The organism is Microbacterium sp. XT11 (assembly GCF_001513675.1).
In the GTDB taxonomy this organism is placed as follows: Bacteria; Actinomycetota; Actinomycetes; order Actinomycetales; family Microbacteriaceae; genus Microbacterium.
This window is the reverse complement of sequence record NZ_CP013859.1, coordinates 2,545,131-2,567,405: the sequence shown is the minus strand read 5'-3', so window position 1 is coordinate 2,567,405 and position 22,275 is coordinate 2,545,131. Positions and strand designations below refer to the sequence as shown.

The window sequence follows — 22,275 nt, the reverse complement described above, 5'->3', positions numbered from 1 at the left end:
GGGGATCCGAAGCGCGGCGTCCCGTGCAGCCCACGCTCGGACGCTCCCCAGTGCGGCAGGCGGGCGCACCCTGCCGTTCACAGGCGGGCCCTACGAACGGACGCGCTTGCGCAACACGTCGATGCGCGCCTGCAACTGGGCCACGGTCGCTTGCGCGACAGCAGGACCTCCGCACATGCGCCGGAGCTCGGCGTGCACCGCGCCGTGCGGCTCACCCGACTGCCGCGCGTACAGACCGACCAGGCTGTTGAGGAGCTGGCGTTGTTCGCGCAGCGTGCGGTGCAGCGGTGGCGGAAGCGTCGTGGCCTCGGCTGCGCCCGCCTTCGCTTCGCGCGCCTCACGCAGCCGCGACTGCCTCGCCTGACGCTGCATGAGCAGTTCGTGCACGTGCTCGGGTTCGAGAAGGCCGGGGATGCCGATGAACTCCTCCTCCTCCGGTGTGCCCGGCTCGGCGAGCTGGCCGAACTCCTTGCCCTCGAAGACGACTCTGTCGAAATGCGCCACGGACGAGATCGCCTGGTAGCTGAACTCCTGCGTGAGGGCGTCGGAGGCCTCCTCCTCACGGTTGGCGCTCTCGAGCAGGGAGTCGTCGAGGCCGTCGTCATCCTTGTCGTGACGATCGAGGGCGTGATCGCGCTGCTTCTCCAGCTCGTTTGCGAGGGTCATCAGCACCGGCACGTTCGGAAGGAACACGCTCGCGGCCTCGCCGCGGCGTCGGGCGCGCACGAAGCGCCCGATCGCCTGCGCGAAGAACAGCGGTGTCGACGACGACGTCGCGTACACGCCCACTGCCAGCCTGGGCACGTCGACGCCCTCGGACACCATGCGCACGGCCACCATCCAGCGCTCATCGCTCGCGCTGAACTTCTCGATGCGCTCCGAGGCCGACGCATCATCGGAGAGCACGATCGTCGGCTGCCTTCCGGTGATGCCGTGCAGGATCTTGGCGTATGCGCGGGCGACGGTCTGGTCGGACGCGAGTACGAGCCCCCCGGCATCCGGAACATGATGACGGATCTCGGTGAGGCGCCGGTCGGCCGCCGAGAGCACGGCGGGCATCCAGGACCCTTCCGGATCGAGCGCGGTGCGCCACGCCTGCGCATTCACGTCTTTCGTGTTGTCCTGCCCGAGATAGGCTTCGAGCTCGTCTCCGGCGCTCGTGCGCCACCGCATCTTGCCCGCGTACATGTGGAACAGGACGGGACGCACGACACCGTCGGCGAGGGCCCGCCCGTATCCATACGCGTAGTCGGTGCTCGAGACCCTGGCGCCGCTCTCGTCAGGGATGTACTGCACGAACGGGATCGGAGCGGTGTCGCTGCGGAATGGCGTACCGGAGAGGAGAAGGCGTCGAGTGGCCGGACCGTAGGCGTCGCGGATGGCGTCGCCCCAGCTGAGCGCATCGCCGCCGTGATGCACCTCGTCGAGGATCACCAGCGTCTTCGCGCCTTCGGTGAGATGACGGTGGACGGAGGATTTCGCCGCCACCTGTGCGTAGGTGACCACGACGCCGTGGTAGTGCCGCGCCGGCGCCCAGTGGCTGTTCTTGAAGCGCGGATCGAGGCGGATGTGCACCCGTGCCGCGGCGTCTGCCCACTGCGTCTTGAGGTGCTCGGTGGGCGCGACGACGATGACCCGATTGACCTCGCCCATGCGCAGGAGCTCGACGGCCAGGGTGAGCGCGAACGTGGTCTTACCTGCGCCGGGGGTGGCCGCCACGAGGAAATCGCGCTGATCGGCCTGGAAGTACTTCTCGAGCGCCTCCTGCTGCCATGCCCGGAGTTTGCTCGCCGTGCCCCACGGGGCACGCTGAGGAAAGGACGGAGAAAGCATCACTCACAACGATAGGCGAGGCGTCCGACACTTCAGCGCGCCCTCCTCCGGCTGATGCGCCGGCGGGTAGGCTCTGTCTCTGTGCTGCTGCGACCAGCGGTCGGCGCGTTTGCGAAGGAGAGCTGGATGACCGACCAGGATTCGACACGCACCCCGTACGTCCCGAACGACACCCCGCACCCCTGGCGGCGGTTCGTCGCCGTGGGCGACTCCTTCACCGAAGGGATCGGCGACCCGGATCCGAACGTGCCGGGCGGGCATCGAGGGTGGGCGGATCGCGTCGCCGAGGTGCTGTCGCAGCAGGTCGACGACTTCGCGTACGCCAACCTCGCGGTCAGGGGGAAGCTGATCGCCCAGATCGTGCAGGATCAGATCGAGCCGGCTGTCGCGCTGCGCCCCGATCTGGTCTCCATCTGCGCAGGCGGCAACGACGTCATCCGTCCTGGTACCGATCCCGATGCGATCGCCGCCCAGCTGGAGGATGCCGTCGCGCGGCTCGCATCGACCGGCGCAGCCGTGGTGCTGTTCACCGGCATCGACACCGCCTTCACGCCGGTGTTCCGGCCGTTCCGCGGCAAGGTCGCGATCTACAACGAGAACGTTCGGGCCATCGCCGAACGCCACGACTGCATCGTCGCCGATCAATGGGCGCTCAAGGTCGTGCAGGACCCCCGCTTCTTCGACGACGACCGGCTGCACTACAACGCGCTCGGACACCACGAAGTCGCGCGCATGGTGCTGCGCGCCCTCAACGTGCCGAACGACCTCGAGGCCATGCAGCCGGAACCGCTGCCCGTGCGGACCTGGCGCGAGGCGCGCAGCGAGGACCTCGGCTGGGCCCGTGAGCACCTCGTCCCGTGGGTGCTGCGGCGGCTGCGCCACCAGTCGTCTGGTGACAACGTCGCGGCGAAGCGCCCAGAGCCGGCTCCTGTCGTCCGTCGGTCCGAGCCGCAGGACTGACCGTCAGTGGCGCAGCGCCCACATCGCCACGGCTGCCGCTGACGCCACGTTGAGCGAGTCGACGCCGCCCGACATCGGGATGGTCACGGCGACATCCGCCGAGGCGATCGTCTCCTCGGAGAGCCCCTCCCCCTCCGACCCGAGGACGAGGGCGACCTTCGGCGGGCGCTGCCGGACGAAGCGGTCGAGCGGAACCGCGTCGTCTCGGAGAGCCAGCGCCGCGATCGTCACGCCGGCTGCGTGCAGTTCCGCGATGCCGGACTCCCACGTCTCCATGCGCGTCCACGGGACGTGGAACACCGTGCCCATGCTCACCCGCACGCTGCGTCGATACAGCGGATCCGCGCAGCGGGGCGAGACCAGCACGGCATCCGCCCCGAGCCCGGCGGCGGCGCGGAAGGCCGCGCCGACGTTGGTGTGGTCGCCGAGACCGTCGAGCACGAGCACCAGGGTGGCGTGCTGCACGAGCCCGGCGACGGGCGGCAGGTCAGGACGATGCATCGAGGCGAGCGCGCCACGGTGCACGGCGAAGCCGGTCACGCCCTCTGCGACCTCGTCCGGCACGACGTACACCGGGACGTCGTGACCATGCAGCAATGCGCGGATGCCGTCGAGCCACCGCCGCTGCACCATGAGCGATCGCGGCCGATGCCCCGCCGCGACGGCGCGCTGGATGACCTTCTCCGACTCTGCGATGTACAGGCCGCCCGCGGGCTCGGTCCGCTGCCGCAGCGCGGTGTCGGTGAGCGAGCGGAAGTCGTCAAGACGCGGGTCGTCGGCGCGGCCGATCTCGATGATCTCCATAGACCTCCACTGTGGCATGCGCGCGGCCGTGCCGTGCGAGGGCACCGTAGACTCGCGGAGGGAGGTACTGTGATCGCGATGCCAGACGACGAGTTCCGTGCTCGGATCTCGCAGGCGGCCGACCTCCTCCGCGGGCGCCGGATCGCCCTCCTCACCGGGGCGGGCATCTCCACCGATTCGGGCATCCCCGCGTATCGCGGAGAGGGTGCGCGCACACGCTCCGACCCGATGACCATCGACCGCTACCTCGGAGACGAGGCGGCCCGTCGGCGCTACTGGGTCGGCGGCCACCTGGGATGGCGGGCCTTCGCCGCCGCCGAGCCGAACCCTGGCCACCTCGCTCTCGCCGCGATGGAGGCGGAGGGCGTGGTCTCAGGTGTGATCACCCAGAACGTGGACGGCCTGCATCTGCGGGCAGGCAGCTCACACGTGATCGAAGTCCACGGCACCATGCGCCGTGTGCTGTGCCTGCACTGCGGCCAGGTCTTCGACCGGCGCGACGTCGCAGCGCAGATCGAAGACCTCAACCCCTGGATCTCCGTGCCCGAGAACGTGGCGCTCGCGCCCGACGGCGACGTGCTGCCGGAGAGCACCGATGGCTTCATCGTCCCGACCTGCACCGTGTGCGGCGGGACGCTGAAGCCCGATGTCGTGTTCTTCGGCGAGTTCGTTCCGCGCGGGCGGTTTGCTGCGGCGGAGTCGCTCCTGCGCGCGAGCAGCGCCTTGATCGTCGCGGGGTCGTCCCTGGTCGTGAACTCGGGCGTCCGGCTCGTCGAGCGCGCCCGCCGGCGCAGCATCCCGCTCGTGATCGTGAACCGCGAGCCCACGCGGGCCGACGCCTGGGCCGACCTCACCATCCCTGCAGGCACGAGCGAGGTGCTCCCGGCGCTGCACGACCTGATGTCTCCGACGAGCGACCGGACGCCGACGACGGAAAGGAGCGGCACGCCGTGACACTTCTCACCCTCGTCCGCCACGGACAGACCGACTGGAACCTGGAGCGACGCATCCAAGGGACGACCGACATCCCGCTGAACGACACGGGTCGCGCCGACGCTCGCGTGGCGGCCGATCGGCTGTCGGGCACCGCGCATCACCGCATCTACTCCAGCCCGCTCTCCCGGGCACGGGAGACCGCGGAGATCATCGCCGAGCAGCTCGGGCTGGAGCCTCCGACGATCGTGCACGATGTGCGGGAACGCGAGTTCGGCGAGGGCGAAGGCATGCTCGTCGCGGACTACATCGAGAAGTACGGCGACTGGCACGCCGAGGTCCCCGGAGCCGAGTCGCTCCACGAGGTGGGACTCCGCGCCATGTCGGCGCTGCACCGCATCGCCCGTGAGGCGCGCCGGCGTTCTGCGCCCATCGCCGAGTCCGTGATCGTCGTCGCGCACGGCGGCGTCATCCGCGCGCTCATCGACCACGTCTCCGGCGGCACGCTCCCCCGGCATGGCGAGGTGCTCGCGAACGGCTCGGTGCATCGGTTCGAAGCGTCGCCCGACTCGCTCCGCCTTCTCGAGGAGTCCGTGCTCCTCTGAGTCGGCTGTCCTGACGCGCTCGGCGGCAGCAGCCGCGCGCGTCAGGCCCCTTCTGCTCGCGCCAGCACCGAGCGCGCGTGCCGCAGCACGGGCTCGTCGACCATCCGGCCGTCGAAGCGGAAGACTCCCCTCTCGTGCTCGGCGGCAGCCAGCACGGCACGTGCCCAGCCGAGCGTCGCGTCGTCCGGGCGGTATGCGGCACGGATCACCGGCACCTGGCGGGGGTGGATGCAGGCCGTCGCGCGGAAACCGGACGCGGCCGCGTCCTCGGCTTCCGCGGCGAGGCCATCGAGGTCGTCGATGTCGATGTGCACCGCGTCGATCGCCGCCTTCCCGTACGCACCGGCCTCCAGGAGCACGCGTGAACGCGCGTATCGTGCGATGTCGCGGTACGCGCCAGCCGACGAACGGCTCGACGTCCCGCCCAGGGAGGCGACGAGGTCTTCCGCACCCCACATCATCCCGACGACGAGAGGATGCGCTGCGATCGCGTCGGCCGCGTGCACGCCGCGCGCGGTCTCGCACAGGGCGAGCAGGGCGAAGCCGTCGTCGAACGCGTCCAGGCTCTCGGCGCTCTCCGTCTTGGCGACCATGACCGTTCGGAAGCGCGTCTTCGAGAGAACGGCGAGGTCTGCGTCGAAAGCCTCCGTGCCTGGCGCGTTCACCCGGACGATCACCCGGTCGGGGTCGAGGTCGGCCTCGAGGAGATTGCTCCTGGCGGTCGCCTTCGCATCGGGGAGCACGGCGTCCTCGAGATCGATGATCACGGCGTCGGCCTTCTCGAGCGCTCCGTGGAAGCGCTCAGGCCGGTCGGCCGGGCAGAAGAGCAGCGCGGGACCGAGCTCGAACGTCACGATTCCTCCTCGATGGGTCGCCGGTGCACGAGCACGGTCCGCGTGGCGGTGGCCACCACCGTGCCGTGCTGATTGCGCCCGGTGTGCTGGATGGTCACGATGCCCTGGGCCGGTCGTGATGAGGAGGGCCGGACGGCGGTGACGACGCTCTCGGTGTACAGCGTGTCGCCCGCGAACAGCGGATGCGGGAACGAGATGTCGCCGAGTCCGAGCTGCGCGACCAGGGTTCCCTGGGTCAGCTGCGCGACCGACGATCCGACCATCGTGGACAGCGTCCACATCGAGTTCATGAGCCGTGCGCCGAACTCCTGTGTCTCGGCGAACGCCGCATCGAGGTGGAGGGCCTGCGTGTTCATGGTGAGTGTCGTGAACAGCACGTTGTCGGCTTCGGTCGCGGTGCGACCAGGCCGATGCAGGTAGCGGGCGTCGACCTCGAACTCCTCGAAGTAGAGCCCGCGCTGGACGATCTCGCGCGCGGTCATGCTGCCACGCTACCCGGCAAGGCCCAGCGCCCGTGCGATGACGAGCAGCTGCACCTCGGTCGTGCCTTCGCCGATCTCGAGGATCTTCGAGTCGCGGTAGTGGCGGGCGACGGGGAACTCGTTCATAAAGCCGTTGCCGCCGAAGATCTGCGTCGCGTCGCGTGCGTTGTCCATTGCGGCTTCACCCGACACCAGCTTGGCGATCGCGGCCTGCTCGGCGAACGGACGACCCGCGTCGCGCAGGCGCGCCGCGTGGTGCCACGCCAGACGCGCGGTGTGCACACGAGCCCTCATGCGGGCGAGCGTGAACTGCGCGTTCTGCCGTGTGCTGAGCGCACTGCCGAAGATGGTGCGGCTCTTCGCGTATTCCACCGCGGCCTCCAGGCATCCCTCGGCGGCGCCCGTGGCGAGGGCGGCGATCGCGATGCGGCCCTCATCGAGGATGCTGAGGAAGTTGCGGAACCCGCTTCCCCGCTCACCGAGCAGGTTGCCCGCCGGCACGCGCGCTCCGGTGAAGGTGAGGGGGTGGGTGTCGGACGCGTTCCACCCGACCTTGTCGTAGGCGGGCTCGACGGTGAACCCGGGCGTGCCGTTGGGGACGATGATCGTCGATATCTCCTTGCGCCCGTCGCGAGAGCCGGTCACGGCCGTGACGGTGACGAACCGAGTGATCGGGGTACCGGAGTTGGTGATGAACTGCTTGGACCCGTCGATCACCCATTCCTCTCCGTCGAGCCGCGCGGTCGTGCGCGTGGCTCCGGCGTCGCTGCCGGCCTCCGGTTCGGTCAGGCCGAAGCCCGCAAGCGCCCGCCCGGCCAGGAGATCCGGCAGGAGCTCCTTCTTCTGCTCCTCCGTGCCGAACCGGAACACGGGCATGGCACCGAGGCTGACCCCGGCCTCCAGGGTGATCGCGATCGACTGGTCGACGCGGCCAAGCGCTTCGATCGCGATGCCGAGCGCCATGTAATCGCCGCCCTGTCCCCCGTACTCCTCGGGGAAGGGGAGACCGAACAGCCCGAGCTCTCCCATCTGGCGGACCACGTCCATCGACAGGGTGTGCGTGCGATCGGCCTCGTACGCCTGCGGCGCCACGACGCTCTCGGCGAAATCTCGCGTCATGGCCGCGAGATCGCGTTCCTCCTCGGACAGATCGTCCATCATCGCTCCTCCTGGGTCGTAACACGGGCGACCGGTTGGTCGCGCCGCACCTGGTCGCCCACCGCGACCAGCAGCTGCACCGTGCCGTCGTGCGGCGCGAGCACCTGGTGCTCCATCTTCATCGCCTCGATCGAGACGAGTGCGGTGCCAGCCGGCACCGAGGCCCCATCGTCGACGTGCACGGCGACGACGCTCCCCGGCATCGGCGCACGCGCCTCCGGGTCGGTCGCCGCGGCCGCCTGCACCTTCTCGGCGAGCCGAACACGCATCCGCCCTCGTCTGTCCAGCGGACGCAGCCGGAACGCCCCGCTCTCATCGGCCACCCACAGCGCTCCGTCGACGTCCTCGGCGACGCGCGCGCCGCCGCCGTCTGCGTCTCCCGCGTCGTGCACCTCACCGTCGTCCGTGAGGAACGACACCGTGCGTGCGGAGTCGTCCGTGAGGCGTGCCCACACGGCGCCAGCGCGGCGAGCGATCTCGGCTGACCTGCGGCGCTGCGCGGACTCGTCGAGATGACGACGTGCCGCAGCGAGCACCCGGGGTCCGGGCCGCGCGGCCGGCACGGGCAGCAGGGTCTCGATGAGCCCGGTGTCGAGGTCGCCCGCGACCACGCGCTCGTCGCGGCACAGCGTGCGCAGGAAGGCGATGTTCGTCTCGACGCCGAGGACGACCGTGCGAGCGAGCGCCTCGTCGAGGCTGCGCAGCGCAGTGGCGCGGTCGTCCGCGGAGGCGACGACCTTCGCGATCATCGGATCGTAGAAGCCCGTGACCTCGCTCCCGGTCTCGATCGCCGCGTCGACGCGCACGCCCGACGGCGGGTCGAACAGGAGGATGCGACCGGTGGACGGCAGGAAGCCGCGCTCGGGCGACTCCGCATACACCCGCGCCTCGACGGCGTGCCCGCGAAGGGCCGGCGGTTCCCCCAGCCGCTCGCCTGCGGCGACGCGGAGCTGCAGCTCCACGAGGTCGAGACCGGTCACCGCCTCCGTGACCGGATGCTCGACCTGGAGTCGCGTGTTCATCTCGATGAAGAACACGGCGTCGGGGGCGTCGGCGTCGACGAGGAACTCCACGGTTCCCGCTCCGACGTACGCGACGCTCTCCGCCGCGAGAACGGCGGCATCCAGCAGCCGCTCGCGGGTGGCCGACGGTATGCCGGCAGAAGGCGCCTCTTCGACGACCTTCTGATGACGGCGCTGCAGCGTGCACTCGCGCTCGCCGAGAGCGATGACGCGTCCGTGCCGGTCGCCGAAGACCTGCACTTCGATGTGACGAGGGCGCCGGATGAGCCGCTCGAGGATCAGCGAGTCGTCGCCGAAGGCCGCAGCCGCCACCCGCCGCGCAGCGGAGAGCGCGGAGGCGAGATCGCTCCGGCTGCTGACCACCTCCATCCCCTTCCCGCCACCGCCCGCGCTGGGCTTGACGAGAAGCGGGTAGCCGACGGCATCCGCCTCTTCCTCGATCTCGGCGTCCGACAGCCGCGCGGCGTCGAAGCCGGGGACGACGGGGACGCCGTGCCGGGAGACGTGATCGCGTGCCCTGGCCTTGTCGCCCATGATCTGCAGGGCATCGACCGACGGGCCGATGAAGACGATCCCGCTCTCGATGCACGCTTCGGCGAGTCCGACGCTCTCGGAGAGGAAGCCGTACCCCGGATGGACGGCGGCGGCGCCGGTGGCCCGTGCGGCCGCGATCACGGCGTCGATGTCCAGATACGACTCGGAGGCCGGCGCGGGTCCGATGCGAACAGCGTCGTCGGCCTCTCGCACGTGGGGCGAATGAGCATCGGCCTCGCTGTAGATCGCGATGCTGCGGATGCCGAGTCGTCGGAGCGTGCGGATGATGCGTCGCGCGATCTCGCCGCGGTTCGCGATGAGCACGCTGTCGAAGAGGTGTGGGGAGTTCATTTCGCTCACATCCGGAAGACGCCGAAGCGCGGTTCGGGGAGGGGGCTGCGGGCAACGACGTCGAGTGCCAAGCCGAGCACGTCGCGCGTCTCCGCCGGGTCGATGATGCCGTCATCCCAGAGCCGGGCCGTCGCGTAATACGGCTCCCCCTGGGTCTCGTACTGTGCGCGGATCGGTGCCTCGAACTCCTCGCGCTCCTCCGCCGTCCACGACTCGCCGCGCGCGGCGAGCTGGTCCTCTTTGACGGTCGCGAGCACGGAGGCCGCCTGCGTTCCCCCCATCACGGAGATGCGGCTCGCCGGCCAGGTCCAGAGGAAGCGCGGAGAGTAGGCGCGGCCGCACATCGAGTAGTTCCCCGCGCCGAACGAACCGCCGATGATGACCGTGAGCTTCGGCACCCTGGTCGTGGCCACGGCCGTGACCATCTTCGCGCCGTCCTTGGCGATGCCGCCAGCCTCGGCATCCGATCCCACCATGAACCCTGTGATGTTCTGCAAGAAGAGCAGCGGGATGCCGCGCTGGTCGCAGAGCTCGATGAAGTGCGCTCCCTTGAGCGCCGACTCGCTGAACAGCACGCCGTTGTTGGCGACGATGCCGATGGGGTGACCGTGCAGACGCGCGAACCCGGTCACGAGCGTCGTACCGTACCCGGCCTTGAACTCGCGGAACGAATCGCCGTCGACGAGGCGGGCGATCACCTCGTGCACGTCGTAGCCGGCGTTGACGTCGACGGGGACGACGTCGTACAGCGAGGAGAGCTCGTCGGGGTCACGGCCGGGCAGCACCTCCCATGCCGGTTCGTCGGGTGCCGGGAGGGTCGCGACGATGTCCCGCAGGATCTCCAGTGCGTGCTCGTCGTCGTCGGCGAGGTGGTCGACGACGCCGCTGCGACGCGCGTGCAGCTCACCACCTCCGAGCTCTTCGGCGGTCACGACCTCGCCGATGGCTGCTTTCACGAGCGGCGGACCGCCGAGGAAGATGGTGCCCTGGTCGCGGACGATGACGGTCTCATCGCTCATCGCCGGGACGTACGCGCCACCCGCCGTGCAGGAGCCGAGAACGGCGGCGAGCTGCGGGATGCCGGCGGCGGACATGCGCGCCTGATTGAAGAAGATCCTCCCGAAGTGGTCGCGGTCGGGGAACACCTCATCCTGCTTGGGGAGGAAGGCACCCCCGGAGTCGACCAGATACAGGCAGGGCAGGCGGTTCTCGAGCGCGATCTCCTGCGCGCGCAGGTGCTTCTTCACTGTCAGCGGGAAGTATGTGCCGCCCTTGACCGTCGCGTCGTTGCAGACCACCATGACGTGGCGGCCGTGGACGAGCCCGATGCCGGCGATGACACCGGCGCCTGGGGCCTCTCCTCCGTACATGCCGTGGGCGGCGAGCGGCGACACCTCGAGGAAGGGGCTGCCTTCGTCGAGCACTCGTGCCACGCGGTCGCGGGGAAGCAGCTTTCCACGGGCGACGTGCCTCTCCCGCGAGGCTTCTGGCCCTCCCCTGGCCGCCGACCGCCGTCGCTCGCGCAATTCGGCGGCAAGTGATTCCTGGGTAGCCGGCATCGTGACGTCCTCCTCGACCCACGTGATGCGCAGACGCTCTGGCGCCGCGCCCGCCTTCTCGGTTAGTGTTCACTAACCCGTTGATTCAGGTTAGCGAGGATTAACTGAGATGACAAGCCCGGTCACCGCCCGAGACCGCGCGAAGGCGGAGCGCTCCGACGCCATCCTGCGCGAGGCCGCGCACCTCTTCGCCGAGCGCGGCTACAACGGCGTGAGCCTCGAGGACATCGGTGCGGCCGTCGGCGTGTCCGGCCCCGCCGTGTACCGTCACTTCGCAGGCAAGCAGGCGCTGCTGGGAGCCGTGCTCGTGAAGGTGAGCGAAGACCTCGTGTCCGGCGGATCCGCGGTCGCTTCGGCCCAGTCGGACGCGGCGGAGCGCGTGCGCGCCCTCATCGCCTTCCACGTCGAGTTCGCGCTCGGCAACGCCGACGTGATCCGCGTGCAGGACCGCGACGTCGCCCACCTCGCCGAGTCGGACAGGGCGGAGGTCCGGCGGCTGCAGCGCACCTACATCGACTTGTGGATCGACGCGCTCGCGCCACTGCTCGACGCCTCCTCTGACGAACTGCGGCTTCGCGTGCAGGCATGCTTCGGACTCATCAACTCGACGCCGCACTCGACCAGGGCGGCATCACGACGCCACGCGGCCACCGCCGCCGTGCTGGCCGCGATGGCGGAGGCCGCGCTGCGCGCCTCTATCTGAAGAGCATGGCGCGACCCGGCTCCTCCAGCAGGTCCGCGACATCCTTGAGGAAGCTGGCGCCCTCAGCACCATCGACGATCCGATGGTCGAACGACAGGCTCAGCGTCATGGTCTGCCGCAGCGCGATCTCGCCACGGTGCTCCCACGGCTGACGTCGCACGGCACCGATCGCGAGGATGCCCGACTGACCAGGCGGCAGGATCGGCGTGCCCGCATCGACCCCGAACACGCCGATGTTCGAGAGCGAGAACGTGCCACCCGCGAGATCCGCCGGGGTCGTCTTTCCTGCGCGGGCCGTGTCCGCCAGGGCGCGGATGGCGCCGGCGAGCTCGGCGAGCGACAGCGTGTCGGCGTCGCGGATGATCGGGACGATCAGGCCGCGGTCGGTCGCCGCGGCGATGCCGAGATCCACGTAGCGGTGCTGCACGATCTCACCCGCCTCCTCGTCCCATCGCGAGTTCAGCCCTGGCGCCCTGCTCAGCGCGAGGCACACCGCTTTCGCCACGACCGCGAGCGGGCCGATGCGCTGCTCGGCGAGGGAGCGATCGTTCTTGAGCGTCGCGATCAGGTCCATCGTCGCGGTGACGTCGACCGTGTGGAACACCGTCACATGCGGCGCCGTGAAAGCGCTCTGCACCATGGCGGCCGCCGTGTGCTTGCGCACGCCGCGGATGGGGATGCGCACCTCGCGTTCACCGCCATGGCGCGCCTCGTCCCACGCGCGCGCATCATCGACGGTTCCCGCCGGTGCCGACGACGTACCGAGTACACGCCCGGTTCCTCGGCCCTGGGCGAAGGCGTCCACGTCGTCCCTGGTGATCAGACGGTCTCCCACCGTGGCGGCCACCAACGCGAGGTCGATGCCGAGTCTCTTGGCATAGGCGCGCACAGGCGGGGTGGAACGCGGCCGTTCGACGACAGCCTCGGCCGGCGCTGCAGGCACGGCATCGTGCGGAGCCGCCTCGAGAACGGCGGTGTCCGTGGTCGAGGCCTTGGCGCCGACGCGCCGTGCACGCCGCGCCGGTCTTGCACCTGTGGCGGGAGCTGCACCGTAGCCGACGAGGTTCGGCTGCGCACGCTCCTCTGCCGCGGCATCCGGGCCTTCCGGTGCGCCGCCGCCGTCCACCTCGAAGGCGATGAGCGGAGCACCGACGGCGACGGTCTCCCCCGCGTCGGCGTGGAGCGCTGACACCGTGCCCTCGTACGGTGAGGGGAGTTCGACGACGGCCTTCGCCGTCTCGACCTCTGCAAGGGTCTGGTTCAGCGCGACGGCGTCTCCTGGCGCCACGAGCCACTGCACGACCTCGGCCTCGGTGAGCCCTTCCCCCAGGTCGGGGAGACGGAATTCTGCGATCATGCGTCGGCTCCTGACACGCTGTGCGGACGATCGAGGACCCGGTCGACCGCGTCCAGGATGCGATCGAGATCGGGCAGGTGGTACTTCTCCAGCTTCGCCGGAGGATACGGAACATCGTGGCCCGTCACCCGCACGGGTGCGGACTCGAGGTACTCGAAGCAGAGTTCGGTGACACTCGCGATGACCTCGGCGGCCACCCCGGCCTCGCGGGACGCCTCATGTGCCACGACGACCCGGCCCGTCTTGCGGACGGATGCCGCAACGGTGCCGTAGTCGACAGGGGACAGCGATCGCAGGTCGATGACCTCGAGCGAGATGTCCTCGTCCTCGGCGGCTTCCGCAGCCTGGAGCGCCGTCGTCACCATCGCCCCATAGGTGAGGACCGTTGCGTCGCTGCCCTCGCGCACGACACGGGCGAGCCCCATGGGCGGAGCATCCGCCAGCGGCGCCCCCAGGTCCACCTCGCCCTTGTGGTGATACAGCCGCTTCGGCTCGAAGAAGATCACCGGATCATCACACGCGATCGCCTGCCGCAGGCTGCGGTACGCGTCTTCGGGGCTCGACACTGCGATGACGCGCAGCCCGGCCGTATGCACGAAGTACGCCTCGGGCGACTCCGAGTGGTGCTCCGCCGCGCCGATTCCGCCGGCCCACGGGATGCGGATGGTGATCGGCATCTTCACCCGCCCCTGCGTGCGGTAGTGGAGTTTGGCGACCTGCGACACGATCTGGTCGAACGCCGGGTAGACGAAGCCGTCGAACTGGATCTCGACCCCCGGCCGGTAGCCGCGGAAGGCGAGCCCCACGGCCGTCCCGACGATCCCGGACTCTGCCAGCGGGGTGTCGATGACCCGCGTCGGTCCGAACTCGTCGAGGAGACCGTCGGTGATGCGGAAGACACCGCCGAGTCGGCCGATGTCCTCGCCGAGGAGCACGACCTTGTCGTCGTCGCGCAGCGCCCGCCGCAGTCCGGCGCCGAGCGCTTTGCCCAAGGTGAGCTCGGTCATGGTCACGCCTCTCCCTCGAACGTCGCCAGGTACGCCGCGTACTCGTCGCGCTGCCGCTGCAATCCGGTGTGCGGCTCGGCGTAGACCCCGTCGAACACCGCGAGCGGCGGGCGGGTGACCATGCCGAGGCACGCCGCGCGCATCTGCGCCGCGAGGGCGTCGGCCGCCTGACGGTGCTCCGCCGCCTGCTCGTCGGTGAGCTCGCCTGCGGCCCGCAGATGGGCTTCGAGGCGCGCGATCGGGTCGCGCGAGCGCCAGGCCTCCAGCTCCGCCTCCGTGCGATACCGCGTCGGGTCGTCCGCCGTGGTGTGCGGCCCCATGCGATAGGTCACCGCTTCGATGTATGCCGGTCCTCTGCCCGCGCGCGCGTGCTCGAGCGCCCACCGCATGGCGGCCATGCACGCGAGCACATCGTTGCCGTCGACGCGGAGACTCGGGATGCCGAAGCCGGGGGCCCTGCCGGCGATGGGGAACTGCGACTGCACCGCGACAGGTTCGGAGATCGCCCAGTGGTTGTTCTGGCACACGAACACCACGGGCGCCTGGTACGACGAGGCGAAGATCATCGCCTCGTTCACGTCGCCCTGGCTCGTCGCGCCGTCGCCGAAATACGTGACCGCGACCTCGTCGGCGCCGTCATGCTTGATCCCGATGGCGTAGCCGACGGCGTGCAGTGTCTGCGCGCCGATGATGATCTGCAGGGGCGCGACCCGCAACGCGGCCGGGTCGTACGCCGCGCCCTCCTCGCCCCGCCACATGCGCACGTAGTCCGCGGGTTGCGCGCCGCGCGCGTAGATGACGCCGGTCTCGCGGTAGCTCGGGAAGATGTAGTCCTGCGGCGCGAGGGCTCTGGCCGTGCCGATCTGCGTCGCCTCCTGGCCCTGGCACGGCGCCCAGAGGCCGAGCTGGCCCTGCCGCTGCAGAGCGACACCCTCGGCGTCGATCCGGCGCAGGATCACCATGTCCCGCAGGAGCGAGCGCAACACGGACGCGTCGACATCGGCCACATACCCGTCGAGCCGAGGATTGCTCAAGCGCGTGCCGTCGGGAGCGAGGATGCGCTCGGAGAGTTCGAGGTCCTGCGCCGTATCTGCAATGGGAGTGATCTGCGGTGACATCATCGTCCTCCTCGTTCGCGGCCGCCCTCGTGGGGCAGTGCACGTCGTGACCCGGCGTCGTCGCCGAGTGCATTGAGCGTACGTCCGCTGCACACCTCGCTCAAGCATTCCGCGACGTCTTGAGCATGTTGCTAAGACAGCGCGAGGAGAGCACTGCTACTCTTTGGCACTATGCCCGGACTGGACCGCATCGATCTCGAACTCCTCGCCGCGCTTGCCGAAGACCCGCGCATCACGATCGTCGCCTTGGCGGAGAACCTCGGTCTGTCGCGCAACACGATCCAGGCGAGGATGGCCCGCCTCGAGCAGAGCGGGATCTTCCTGTCCTACGAGCGCTCCTTCTCCCCCGATGTCCTCGGCTTCCCGCTGCACGCATTCGTCAGCATCGGGGTGCGCCAGACCGAGCTGCCGCGAATCATCAACGAGCTCTCACGCATTCCTGAGATCGTTCAGGCTCATGGCCTGAGCGGCTCGATCGATCTCCTCGCCCGTGTCGCATGCCGTGACGCACGTCACCTCTTCGACACCGACGCGCGGATCCTCTCGATCGACGGCGTCGAGCGAACCGAGACATCGCTCGCGATGGGTGAGGTCATCCCCTTCCGCGTCGCAGGGCTCATCGGGTTGGCGCGACGGGAATCCTGAGGAACCGACGCACGGCGGCCGCTGCTTCGGCCGGCGCCTCGTAGTGGATGAGGTGACCGACCTGGGCGATCTCCACGAGTTCGCCATCGGGGAAGAGCGTCACGAGCCGCCGCTCGGCCGCGATCCGGGTGATGTCATCGCGCTGCGCCGCGACCAGGAGTGTCGGAGCCGAGATCGATCGAGCGAACTCGCTGACATCGTGGGAGACGCTCGTGACGAAGGCATCACGAAGGGCGTCGCGATCGCTGAACAGCGAGAAGTAGCGGTCGTGCTGATCGTGGATGAACCGGCGCAGGCGGGGGTCGCGGGTCTTCGCCATGGCGATGCTCATGATCCGGACGATCACGCGGTTGCGCAGGAGGGCCGTGCCGAGCCGCTCTGGGAGGCGCGCGCCCAACGCGTAGTAGAGCACCGCGAGCCGGGTCATGACGCCCTTCGGCCCCTCGAGGGCCGGGGCCCCGATCGGATTCACGAGGATCAGCCGTGGAGTGGTCAATCCTCCGGCGACGGCGGCAGCGGCGACGATCGACCCGAAGGAGTGTCCGAGGACGACGGCGCCCGGCGCCACCCCGTCGGCGAACTCGTGGAGCCACGCGGCGTACTCTGCGACGTCGTAAGTGCGACCGCGCGCGGGGGCGGTCTCGCCGAAGCCGGGAAGATCGGGAGAGATCACCCGCACGTCGGGAAGGAAGGCGACGACGGGTTCGAGGCCGTGGTGATCACCGCGGAACCCATGCACCGCGACGATGGTCAGCTCCGCTTCCGGGACGCCGTATTCCCAGTACGTCGTCTCGGTGCCGCGCACCTCGGCGACGCGGCGGGCGACGGGGATACGGCTCAGCCGCTCGGCGTAGGGAGAGGGCACTGTCACCCTCCGAGTCTACGGAGGCAACCCGTGAGAGCGCCGTGTCGGAGGCGGCATCTAGCGTGATCGGCATGACGCCGGCATCCGCATCCTCGACCGGGCTCACCCGCGTCGCCGTGTTCGACCTCGAGACGACGGGCATCGACGTCACACGTGATCGCATCGTCACGGCCCACGTCGGCGTGCTCGACGCGACAGGCCGCGAGATCGCGGCGAAGGACTGGCTCTGCGATCCGGGCATCGAAATCCCGGAGGCAGCGGCAGCCGTGCACGGCATAACGACAGAACGGGCTCGCGCCCTGGGCCGACCATCTGCCGACGTCGTACGCGAGGTAACCGCGGCGCTGCGCTCGCTTCTCTCCCAGGGGGTGCCCGTCGTCGCATACAACGCCTCCTACGACTTCTCATTGCTGGCGCATGAGGGAAGGCGGCACGGCATCCCTCCGCTCGTCGATCCCTTCCCCGTCATCGACCCGTTCGTCATCGACAAGGCTTTCGATCGGTACCGCCCCGGCAAGCGAACGCTCTCGGTCGTCGCCGAGCACTATGCGGTTCACCTCGACGGAGCGCACGATGCTTCAGCGGACGCCGTCGCAGCGGGGCGCGTCGCACAGGAGCTCGCACGGCGGTTCCCGCTTCCGCCTCCGGCGGAACTGCATTCCCGGCAGGTAGCATGGGCTCGCTCGCAGGCCGCGAGCCTCACCGAGTACTTCATCAGCATCGGACGCCTCGACCCGGAGCGGCGCATCGATGGGACCTGGCCGGTGCGCGGTACCGGTGACCCGACCAGCGGGTGAGAGGGGGCCGGTGCGATTCGAATCCTCCGACGTCGACAGCGTGCAGAGCACCTGGCGACAGTTCGTGCCGTCCGCACAGCTTCAAAGCGTCGATCCTCTCCGCTTCCACTTCGATTGGCATTCATCGGACCTCGACGGCGTGGCCTTCGTGCGATACGACCTCGATGCGCAGGTGCGTTCTCTCGCCGCACCGGACGGTCAGCTGCTCGTCTGCAGAGTGGATGCCCCTCACGCGCGCTCCTGGACGGACAGTCGCGATCTCGACGCGACCCGCCCCTGGATCACGGACGGACGCCCCGTGCGAGCGTCATGGGACCGCGAGGCACAGGTCCGTGCCCTCGTGTTCGACCATCGCGCGGCCGAGACGACGCTGCGGCGCATCACCGGCGACGACAGCCTCGTGTTGAGGTCGACGAGCCTCTCACCCCGATCTGCTGCGCATGCGAGGCGATGGGAGCTCGCCTTCGCCCGGCTCGAGGAGCAGCTGGCCGCAGAGCTCACCCCGGCTCTGAGGGCGGCGCGGGGTCGCGACGCACTGATCGCCACCGTGGCCGCGTTCGATTCGACGTTCGACGAAGCCCTGCTGCGTGTGGCGCAACGGCGGGCGGCACCGTCGACCGTGCGCAGAGCTCTCGCGTACATCGACGAGAACGCGCACCTTCCGATAACCGTGGACGACGTCGCCGCCGCGTGCTTCATCTCCACACGCGGTCTGCACTACGCGTTCCGACGAGCTCTGGACACCACCCCGGCGGCCGCGCTCCGCCGCGCGCGCCTCGCCGGCGCACACGCCGAACTCAGCAGGGGAACGACGACGCCGATCGCAGATATCGCACGGCGCTGGGGCTTCTCGCACCCGTCACGATTCGCCGCGGCCTACCGCCGTGCCTACGGGAGCGCCCCGTCAGACGCCCGACGTGTCGCTGCATGATGACGAAAAGTGAACAGTCCGTGCGCTGTCCTCGGCGCGTCGCGGCGTGATCTGCATGCAGAACGCGCGCGTCACGTAGAGTCGGTGCAGTCCCCTGCGCCGGACCCCCGTACGGCGCACAGCAGTCGAAGGAACCACGCACATGCTCCCCCGCCACCCGTCCCCCTCGTCGGTCGCCTGATGGGCAGTCTCTACTACGGCGACGCCCACGAGCCGATCCAGATCGAAGACCGCGCCCTCGCTCACCTGAAGGTCGTGATCGCCACGAAGCTACGCCGGAACGAGAGTTTCACCCTTTCCTGGCGGCACCCGGCCGGGGTGGCGCCCGGGCGCTCCACCATCTGGCTGCACCCGTCGATCCCGCTGCGCTTCGTGTTCGACGAACCGGAGACGCCGGAGCTCAGCCGACGCTGGATCGAGGACCTCGCGCACTCCGCGAACTCCAGCGGCGGGATCACGCTGGTCGAGGAGCACCTCGAGCAGACGCAGGACGAACTCGAGCAGGCGCGGGACTGACCGCCCCCGCGCACAGCTGACGGCATCCGCCCCTCGCCGAGCGGATGCCGTCAGGATCAGTGATGGTCAGATCGCGTCGTCGTTGCTCGCGCTGACCGATCGGCGTGTGGTCGGCTCCCCTGTTGCCGGATCGACATACGTACGGGAGACCGACTCCGTGCGCCGGCGACGGGCGAGGAGCACGATGCCGACGAGGAAGACGATGACGCCTGCGCCCATCAGGATGTACCCGACCATGTCGAGGTCGACCCACTGCACGTCGACGTTCACCGCGAAGACGAGGATCGCTCCGATGACGAACAGTACGACTCCGGTGCCGATGCTCATGGTTCCTCCTGTTCCGCGACGGGTGCCGCATGAGGTCCACCTTGACGCGGGCCGGCGATCGACGGGAGGGGCTTGACATCGTCGCCGGGTGCTGCCGACGCAGGCGCGTCCGGACACGTCACGGTAGGGCGGGCGGGACTTGAACCCGCGATCGTTGGGTTATGAGCCCACTGCCTTAACCAGCTTGGCCACCGCCCCGTACCGTTCCAGCCTAGCGGTCGGTGCGCATCACACCGGGGTGGCGTCGCTGTGCACCTGAAGGTGTCGCAGATAGATGTCGGCGTTGGCGATGAGCCCCGCGCGCTCCTCGTCGGTGAGGCTCCGACGGACCTTCGCGGGGACGCCCGCGACGAGAGACCCTTCGGGAACCTCCGTACCGGCGAGGACCACGGCGCCTCCCGCGACGAGGCACCCCGCACCGATCACGGCACCGCTCAGCACGACCGCCCCCATGCCGATCAGCGATCCGTCTCCGACAGTGCATCCGTGGACGACGGCGTTGTGACCGATGGACACCTTCGCTCCGATGACCACCGGGTGGCCGGCGTCGACGTGCACCGACACGTTGTCCTGCACGTTGCTCCCGGGTCCGATGACGATCGCAGCGGAGTCGGCGCGCAGTACCGCGTTGTACCAGACGCTCGACCCCGCGGCGAGCGAGACGTCGCCGACGACGCGCGCTCCGTCGGCCACGAAGCAACCGTCGGCGAGCGACGGGACGCGGTCGGGCAGTGCGAGAACGGATGCTCCAGGCGCGATGCTCATGAGGGAAGACTACCCTTGGTTCCGCGTATTTCCGCGGCTTTCCGACATCGGTAAGCTCAGCCTTCGCTTGCTTGCGGAATGCTCCCGCGTGAGTAGCGTTGAGTCCATCAGCACGCAACGACCATCTCCGGAGGAGCACGAATGAGCAAGGCACAGACCGTTTCCACCACCGCAAGCGACCCCACCGTCGCCGCTGCGGCCGCGCAGTTCCTCTCCCCCGTCGTCCTCGGCCTCGAGGCCCTCACCGTCAACGGCAAGCAGGCGCACTGGCACGTGCGCGGCGCGAACTTCGTCGGCGTGCACGAGCTTCTCGACACGATCGTCGCGCACGCGGGGGACTTCGCCGACACCGCCGCTGAGCGCATCGTCGCCTTGGGACTCCCGATCGACGCCCGCATCAGCGCGGTCGCAGAGAAGGCAGGCGCCACCTCGGTTCCCGCGGGCTTCGCGCAGTCGGACGACCTCATCCGCGCCGTGATCGCTGACATCGACGCGATCCTCGCCGACGTCAAGGCCGCGGTCGAGGGCCTCGACGAAGTCGACCTCACCAGCCAGGACGTGGCGATCGAGATCCAGCGTGGCCTCGAGAAGGACCGCTGGTTCCTCGTGTCGCACATCGCGGCCTGATCACCTTGAGCGGCGATGCCGCTCACGACGAGGGCGCGGGAGACCATCCCGCGCCCTCGTCTCGTGTCAGGTGCTGTGGGTGATCCGCCCGCCCAGCACGGTCGCGATCACCAGCATGGCACGCAACGCTTCTGGGGCTTGCGTCCTCGGGTCGAGCCCGCACAGGACGATGTCTGCTGGATCTCCCGGACGGATCGCGCTGCGCACGCTCGCAGCGATGGCCTGGTCGATCGCCAACCGCTCCTCGGGATGCCACGGCTCTCGGCCGCCATCCGTGCGGGCGATGGCCGCGGCGATGGCGACCCACGGGTCGAGCGGCGCGACCGGGGCGTCCGAACCGAAGCGCAGCTCCGCCCCGGCGTTCCAGAGCGAGGCCAGAGGGTACCCAAGTGAAGTCTGACCGTTCCAGAGGATGCCCACGAGGTCTCTGTCGTCGAGGGCGTGCTGGGGCTGCACGCTCGCGACGACTCCGAGACGGGCGAAGCGGCTCAGATCCGCGTGCCGCACGAGTTGCGCGTGCTCGATGCTGCCCGAAGCTCCCGTGACAGTGAACGCATCCAGCGCAGCCGTCACGGCACGGTCGCCGATCGCGTGCACGGCGACGCTCAGCCCCGCCGCCGTCGCCGTGGTGAGCAGCGCCTCCAGCTCTGCCGGCGGCACGGTGAGCACTCCGTAGTTCTCGGGGTCGCCGGGATAGTGATGCGAGCACGCTGCGGTCCGCGTCCCGAGCGATCCATCGGAGATGATCTTCAATGATCCGACGCGGATGAGGTCGTCCTCCCAGCGGGCGCCCGACCGCATCCCGAGGGCGACCGCACGATCCAGATCGGCGGGATACACCGCGAACTCCACGCGGTGCGCGCTGAACCCGTGTGCGATGCGACGCGGCCATGCGTCGGCGTTCCAGCCCATGTCGAAGTCGACGAGGCCGGTGATCCCGCGCGCGGCAGCACGGTCGCCGGCGCGTGTGACGGCGGCGTCGCAGTGAGCGGGATCCACGGCGTTCAGGCGACGCGAGATCTCGAAGGCGCCGTCTTCGCGAAGCACCCCGTCTCGACTCGTGAACCCTTCACGGCGAAGGGCAGCGCTGTTGAGCCACACGCTGTGCACATCCGCGTTGATGAGGTACGCGGGCGTGGAGCCCGTGCGGGCGTCCAGCAGCTCGAGCGACGGGCGGTCAGGCCACAGGGCGTCGCGGAACCCGCTGCCGACGAGGCGGCCGTCGGGCAGCGGGTCCGCAGCTGCGATGAGCTCGGCCGCCTCGGCCGCCGAGCCGGCGCTGCCCAACGGAGTGCGCTCGGCCTCGAGCGCCCATTGCACCGTGTGCACGTGATTGTCCCAGAGGCCGGGCACCGCCCAGGCGCCATCGGCGTCGAGCACCTCGCCGCGCGAGCGGAGCACCCCGGTCGGTGCGATGTCCTCGATGAGTCCATCACGCAGCACGATATCCACAGGTTCGTCATCGACGAGGAACTCACGACCGGGCCCCGCGACCCTGGCCGCCCGGATCATGCCGAGCCCA

General features: G+C 69.6%; 23 protein-coding genes and 1 tRNA gene. 9 read left to right on the top strand and 15 right to left on the bottom strand.

Annotated features, from left to right (window positions below):
* Positions 1 to 90 precede the first annotated feature (90 nt).
* On the bottom strand, positions 91 to 1,833 hold the full coding sequence (locus AB663_RS12085) for a DEAD/DEAH box helicase (RefSeq protein WP_067199363.1): 1,743 nt from the start codon (positions 1,831 to 1,833) through the stop codon (positions 91 to 93).
* A 126-nt stretch (positions 1,834 to 1,959) separates the two neighbouring features.
* Here AB663_RS12085 and AB663_RS12080 point away from each other — a divergent pair, with 126 nt between their 5' ends.
* Positions 1,960 to 2,793 (top strand): SGNH/GDSL hydrolase family protein, encoded by an 834-nt coding sequence (locus AB663_RS12080; protein WP_067199360.1) that lies wholly within the window; start codon positions 1,960 to 1,962, stop codon positions 2,791 to 2,793.
* A gap of 3 nt (positions 2,794 to 2,796) precedes the next feature.
* Here the strand turns inward: AB663_RS12080 and AB663_RS12075 are convergent, their stop codons facing one another.
* Complete coding sequence (locus tag AB663_RS12075) at positions 2,797 to 3,597, bottom strand: TrmH family RNA methyltransferase (protein WP_067199356.1); 801 nt, start codon at positions 3,595 to 3,597, stop codon at positions 2,797 to 2,799.
* Between the two features lie 78 nt (positions 3,598 to 3,675).
* Here AB663_RS12075 and AB663_RS12070 point away from each other — a divergent pair, with 78 nt between their 5' ends.
* Both AB663_RS12070 and AB663_RS12065 read left to right on the top strand, forming a co-directional pair.
* On the top strand, positions 3,676 to 4,551 hold the full coding sequence (locus AB663_RS12070) for a Sir2 family NAD-dependent protein deacetylase (protein WP_067202688.1): 876 nt from the start codon (positions 3,676 to 3,678) through the stop codon (positions 4,549 to 4,551).
* Positions 4,548 to 5,135, top strand: a complete 588-nt coding sequence (locus AB663_RS12065) for a histidine phosphatase family protein (protein WP_067199353.1) — start codon at positions 4,548 to 4,550, stop codon at positions 5,133 to 5,135. Before AB663_RS12070 ends, AB663_RS12065 begins: the two co-directional genes overlap by 4 nt.
* A gap of 41 nt (positions 5,136 to 5,176) precedes the next feature.
* Here the strand turns inward: AB663_RS12065 and AB663_RS12060 are convergent, their stop codons facing one another.
* Genes AB663_RS12060 through AB663_RS12040 form a run of 5 tightly spaced genes read right to left on the bottom strand, consistent with a single transcriptional unit; the run spans position 5,177 to position 11,095 of the window.
* Positions 5,177 to 5,989: an HpcH/HpaI aldolase/citrate lyase family protein gene (locus tag AB663_RS12060; protein ID WP_067199348.1), complete on the bottom strand. Its 813-nt coding sequence runs from the start codon at positions 5,987 to 5,989 to the stop codon at positions 5,177 to 5,179.
* On the bottom strand, positions 5,986 to 6,471 hold the full coding sequence (locus AB663_RS12055; RefSeq protein ID WP_067199344.1) for a MaoC family dehydratase: 486 nt from the start codon (positions 6,469 to 6,471) through the stop codon (positions 5,986 to 5,988). The genes AB663_RS12060 and AB663_RS12055 overlap by 4 nt, the downstream gene beginning before the upstream one ends.
* A gap of 9 nt (positions 6,472 to 6,480) precedes the next feature.
* Positions 6,481 to 7,629 (bottom strand): acyl-CoA dehydrogenase family protein, encoded by a 1,149-nt coding sequence (locus AB663_RS12050; RefSeq protein ID WP_067199341.1) that lies wholly within the window; start codon positions 7,627 to 7,629, stop codon positions 6,481 to 6,483.
* Positions 7,629 to 9,536, bottom strand: a complete 1,908-nt coding sequence (locus AB663_RS12045) for an acetyl/propionyl/methylcrotonyl-CoA carboxylase subunit alpha (RefSeq protein ID WP_067199337.1) — start codon at positions 9,534 to 9,536, stop codon at positions 7,629 to 7,631. Before AB663_RS12045 ends, AB663_RS12050 begins: the two co-directional genes overlap by 1 nt.
* A 5-nt stretch (positions 9,537 to 9,541) precedes the next feature.
* On the bottom strand, positions 9,542 to 11,095 hold the full coding sequence (locus tag AB663_RS12040) for a carboxyl transferase domain-containing protein (protein WP_067199334.1): 1,554 nt from the start codon (positions 11,093 to 11,095) through the stop codon (positions 9,542 to 9,544).
* Positions 11,096 to 11,204: 109 nt separating this feature from the next.
* Here AB663_RS12040 and AB663_RS12035 point away from each other — a divergent pair, with 109 nt between their 5' ends.
* Positions 11,205 to 11,798: a TetR/AcrR family transcriptional regulator gene (locus tag AB663_RS12035; RefSeq protein WP_067199330.1), complete on the top strand. Its 594-nt coding sequence runs from the start codon at positions 11,205 to 11,207 to the stop codon at positions 11,796 to 11,798.
* Here the strand turns inward: AB663_RS12035 and AB663_RS12030 are convergent.
* Genes AB663_RS12030 through pdhA form a run of 3 tightly spaced genes read right to left on the bottom strand, consistent with a single transcriptional unit; the run spans position 11,791 to position 15,280 of the window.
* Complete coding sequence (locus AB663_RS12030; RefSeq protein ID WP_067199327.1) at positions 11,791 to 13,155, bottom strand: dihydrolipoamide acetyltransferase family protein; 1,365 nt, start codon at positions 13,153 to 13,155, stop codon at positions 11,791 to 11,793. The two genes, AB663_RS12035 and AB663_RS12030, sit on opposite strands and share 8 nt — an antisense overlap.
* The gene (locus tag AB663_RS12025) at positions 13,152 to 14,162 is read right to left on the bottom strand and encodes an alpha-ketoacid dehydrogenase subunit beta (protein WP_067199323.1); all 1,011 of its coding nucleotides are present in this window, start codon (positions 14,160 to 14,162) and stop codon (positions 13,152 to 13,154) included. The genes AB663_RS12030 and AB663_RS12025 overlap by 4 nt, the downstream gene beginning before the upstream one ends.
* Before the next feature lie 2 nt (positions 14,163 to 14,164).
* Positions 14,165 to 15,280, bottom strand: a complete 1,116-nt coding sequence (gene pdhA / locus AB663_RS12020; protein WP_067202684.1) for a pyruvate dehydrogenase (acetyl-transferring) E1 component subunit alpha — start codon at positions 15,278 to 15,280, stop codon at positions 14,165 to 14,167.
* Positions 15,281 to 15,451: 171 nt separating this feature from the next.
* Between pdhA and AB663_RS12015 the strand changes: the two genes are divergently transcribed.
* Positions 15,452 to 15,925: an Lrp/AsnC family transcriptional regulator gene (locus AB663_RS12015; RefSeq protein WP_067199319.1), complete on the top strand. Its 474-nt coding sequence runs from the start codon at positions 15,452 to 15,454 to the stop codon at positions 15,923 to 15,925.
* Here the strand turns inward: AB663_RS12015 and AB663_RS12010 are convergent.
* Entirely contained in the window at positions 15,897 to 16,796 is a 900-nt protein-coding gene (locus AB663_RS12010) for an alpha/beta fold hydrolase (RefSeq protein WP_067199316.1), read from the bottom strand. The two genes, AB663_RS12015 and AB663_RS12010, sit on opposite strands and share 29 nt — an antisense overlap.
* A gap of 65 nt (positions 16,797 to 16,861) precedes the next feature.
* On the opposite strand from AB663_RS12010, the gene AB663_RS12005 reads away from it, so the two are divergent.
* The 3 genes from AB663_RS12005 (at position 16,862) to AB663_RS11995 (ending at position 19,034) form a co-directional block, all read left to right on the top strand.
* Entirely contained in the window at positions 16,862 to 17,587 is a 726-nt protein-coding gene (locus AB663_RS12005; protein WP_067202681.1) for a 3'-5' exonuclease, read from the top strand.
* A 10-nt stretch (positions 17,588 to 17,597) separates the two neighbouring features.
* Entirely contained in the window at positions 17,598 to 18,518 is a 921-nt protein-coding gene (locus AB663_RS12000) for a helix-turn-helix transcriptional regulator (protein WP_067199313.1), read from the top strand.
* Between the two features lie 180 nt (positions 18,519 to 18,698).
* Positions 18,699 to 19,034 (top strand): DUF7882 family protein, encoded by a 336-nt coding sequence (locus tag AB663_RS11995; protein WP_067199310.1) that lies wholly within the window; start codon positions 18,699 to 18,701, stop codon positions 19,032 to 19,034.
* A gap of 66 nt (positions 19,035 to 19,100) precedes the next feature.
* On the opposite strand, the gene AB663_RS11990 is transcribed toward AB663_RS11995, so the two are convergent.
* The 3 genes from AB663_RS11990 to AB663_RS11980 form a co-directional block, all read right to left on the bottom strand.
* Positions 19,101 to 19,361, bottom strand: a complete 261-nt coding sequence (locus AB663_RS11990; protein ID WP_067199306.1) for a DUF6458 family protein — start codon at positions 19,359 to 19,361, stop codon at positions 19,101 to 19,103.
* A gap of 124 nt (positions 19,362 to 19,485) precedes the next feature.
* Positions 19,486 to 19,559, bottom strand: a tRNA-Ile gene (locus tag AB663_RS11985).
* 30 nt (positions 19,560 to 19,589) lie between these two features.
* Positions 19,590 to 20,126, bottom strand: a complete 537-nt coding sequence (locus tag AB663_RS11980) for a gamma carbonic anhydrase family protein (protein ID WP_067199303.1) — start codon at positions 20,124 to 20,126, stop codon at positions 19,590 to 19,592.
* A 141-nt stretch (positions 20,127 to 20,267) separates the two neighbouring features.
* Here AB663_RS11980 and AB663_RS11975 point away from each other — a divergent pair, with 141 nt between their 5' ends.
* On the top strand, positions 20,268 to 20,753 hold the full coding sequence (locus tag AB663_RS11975) for a Dps family protein (RefSeq protein WP_067199300.1): 486 nt from the start codon (positions 20,268 to 20,270) through the stop codon (positions 20,751 to 20,753).
* 66 nt (positions 20,754 to 20,819) lie between these two features.
* Here the strand turns inward: AB663_RS11975 and AB663_RS11970 are convergent, their stop codons facing one another.
* Complete coding sequence (locus tag AB663_RS11970) at positions 20,820 to 22,265, bottom strand: amidohydrolase (protein ID WP_067202677.1); 1,446 nt, start codon at positions 22,263 to 22,265, stop codon at positions 20,820 to 20,822.
* Positions 22,266 to 22,275 lie beyond the last annotated feature (10 nt).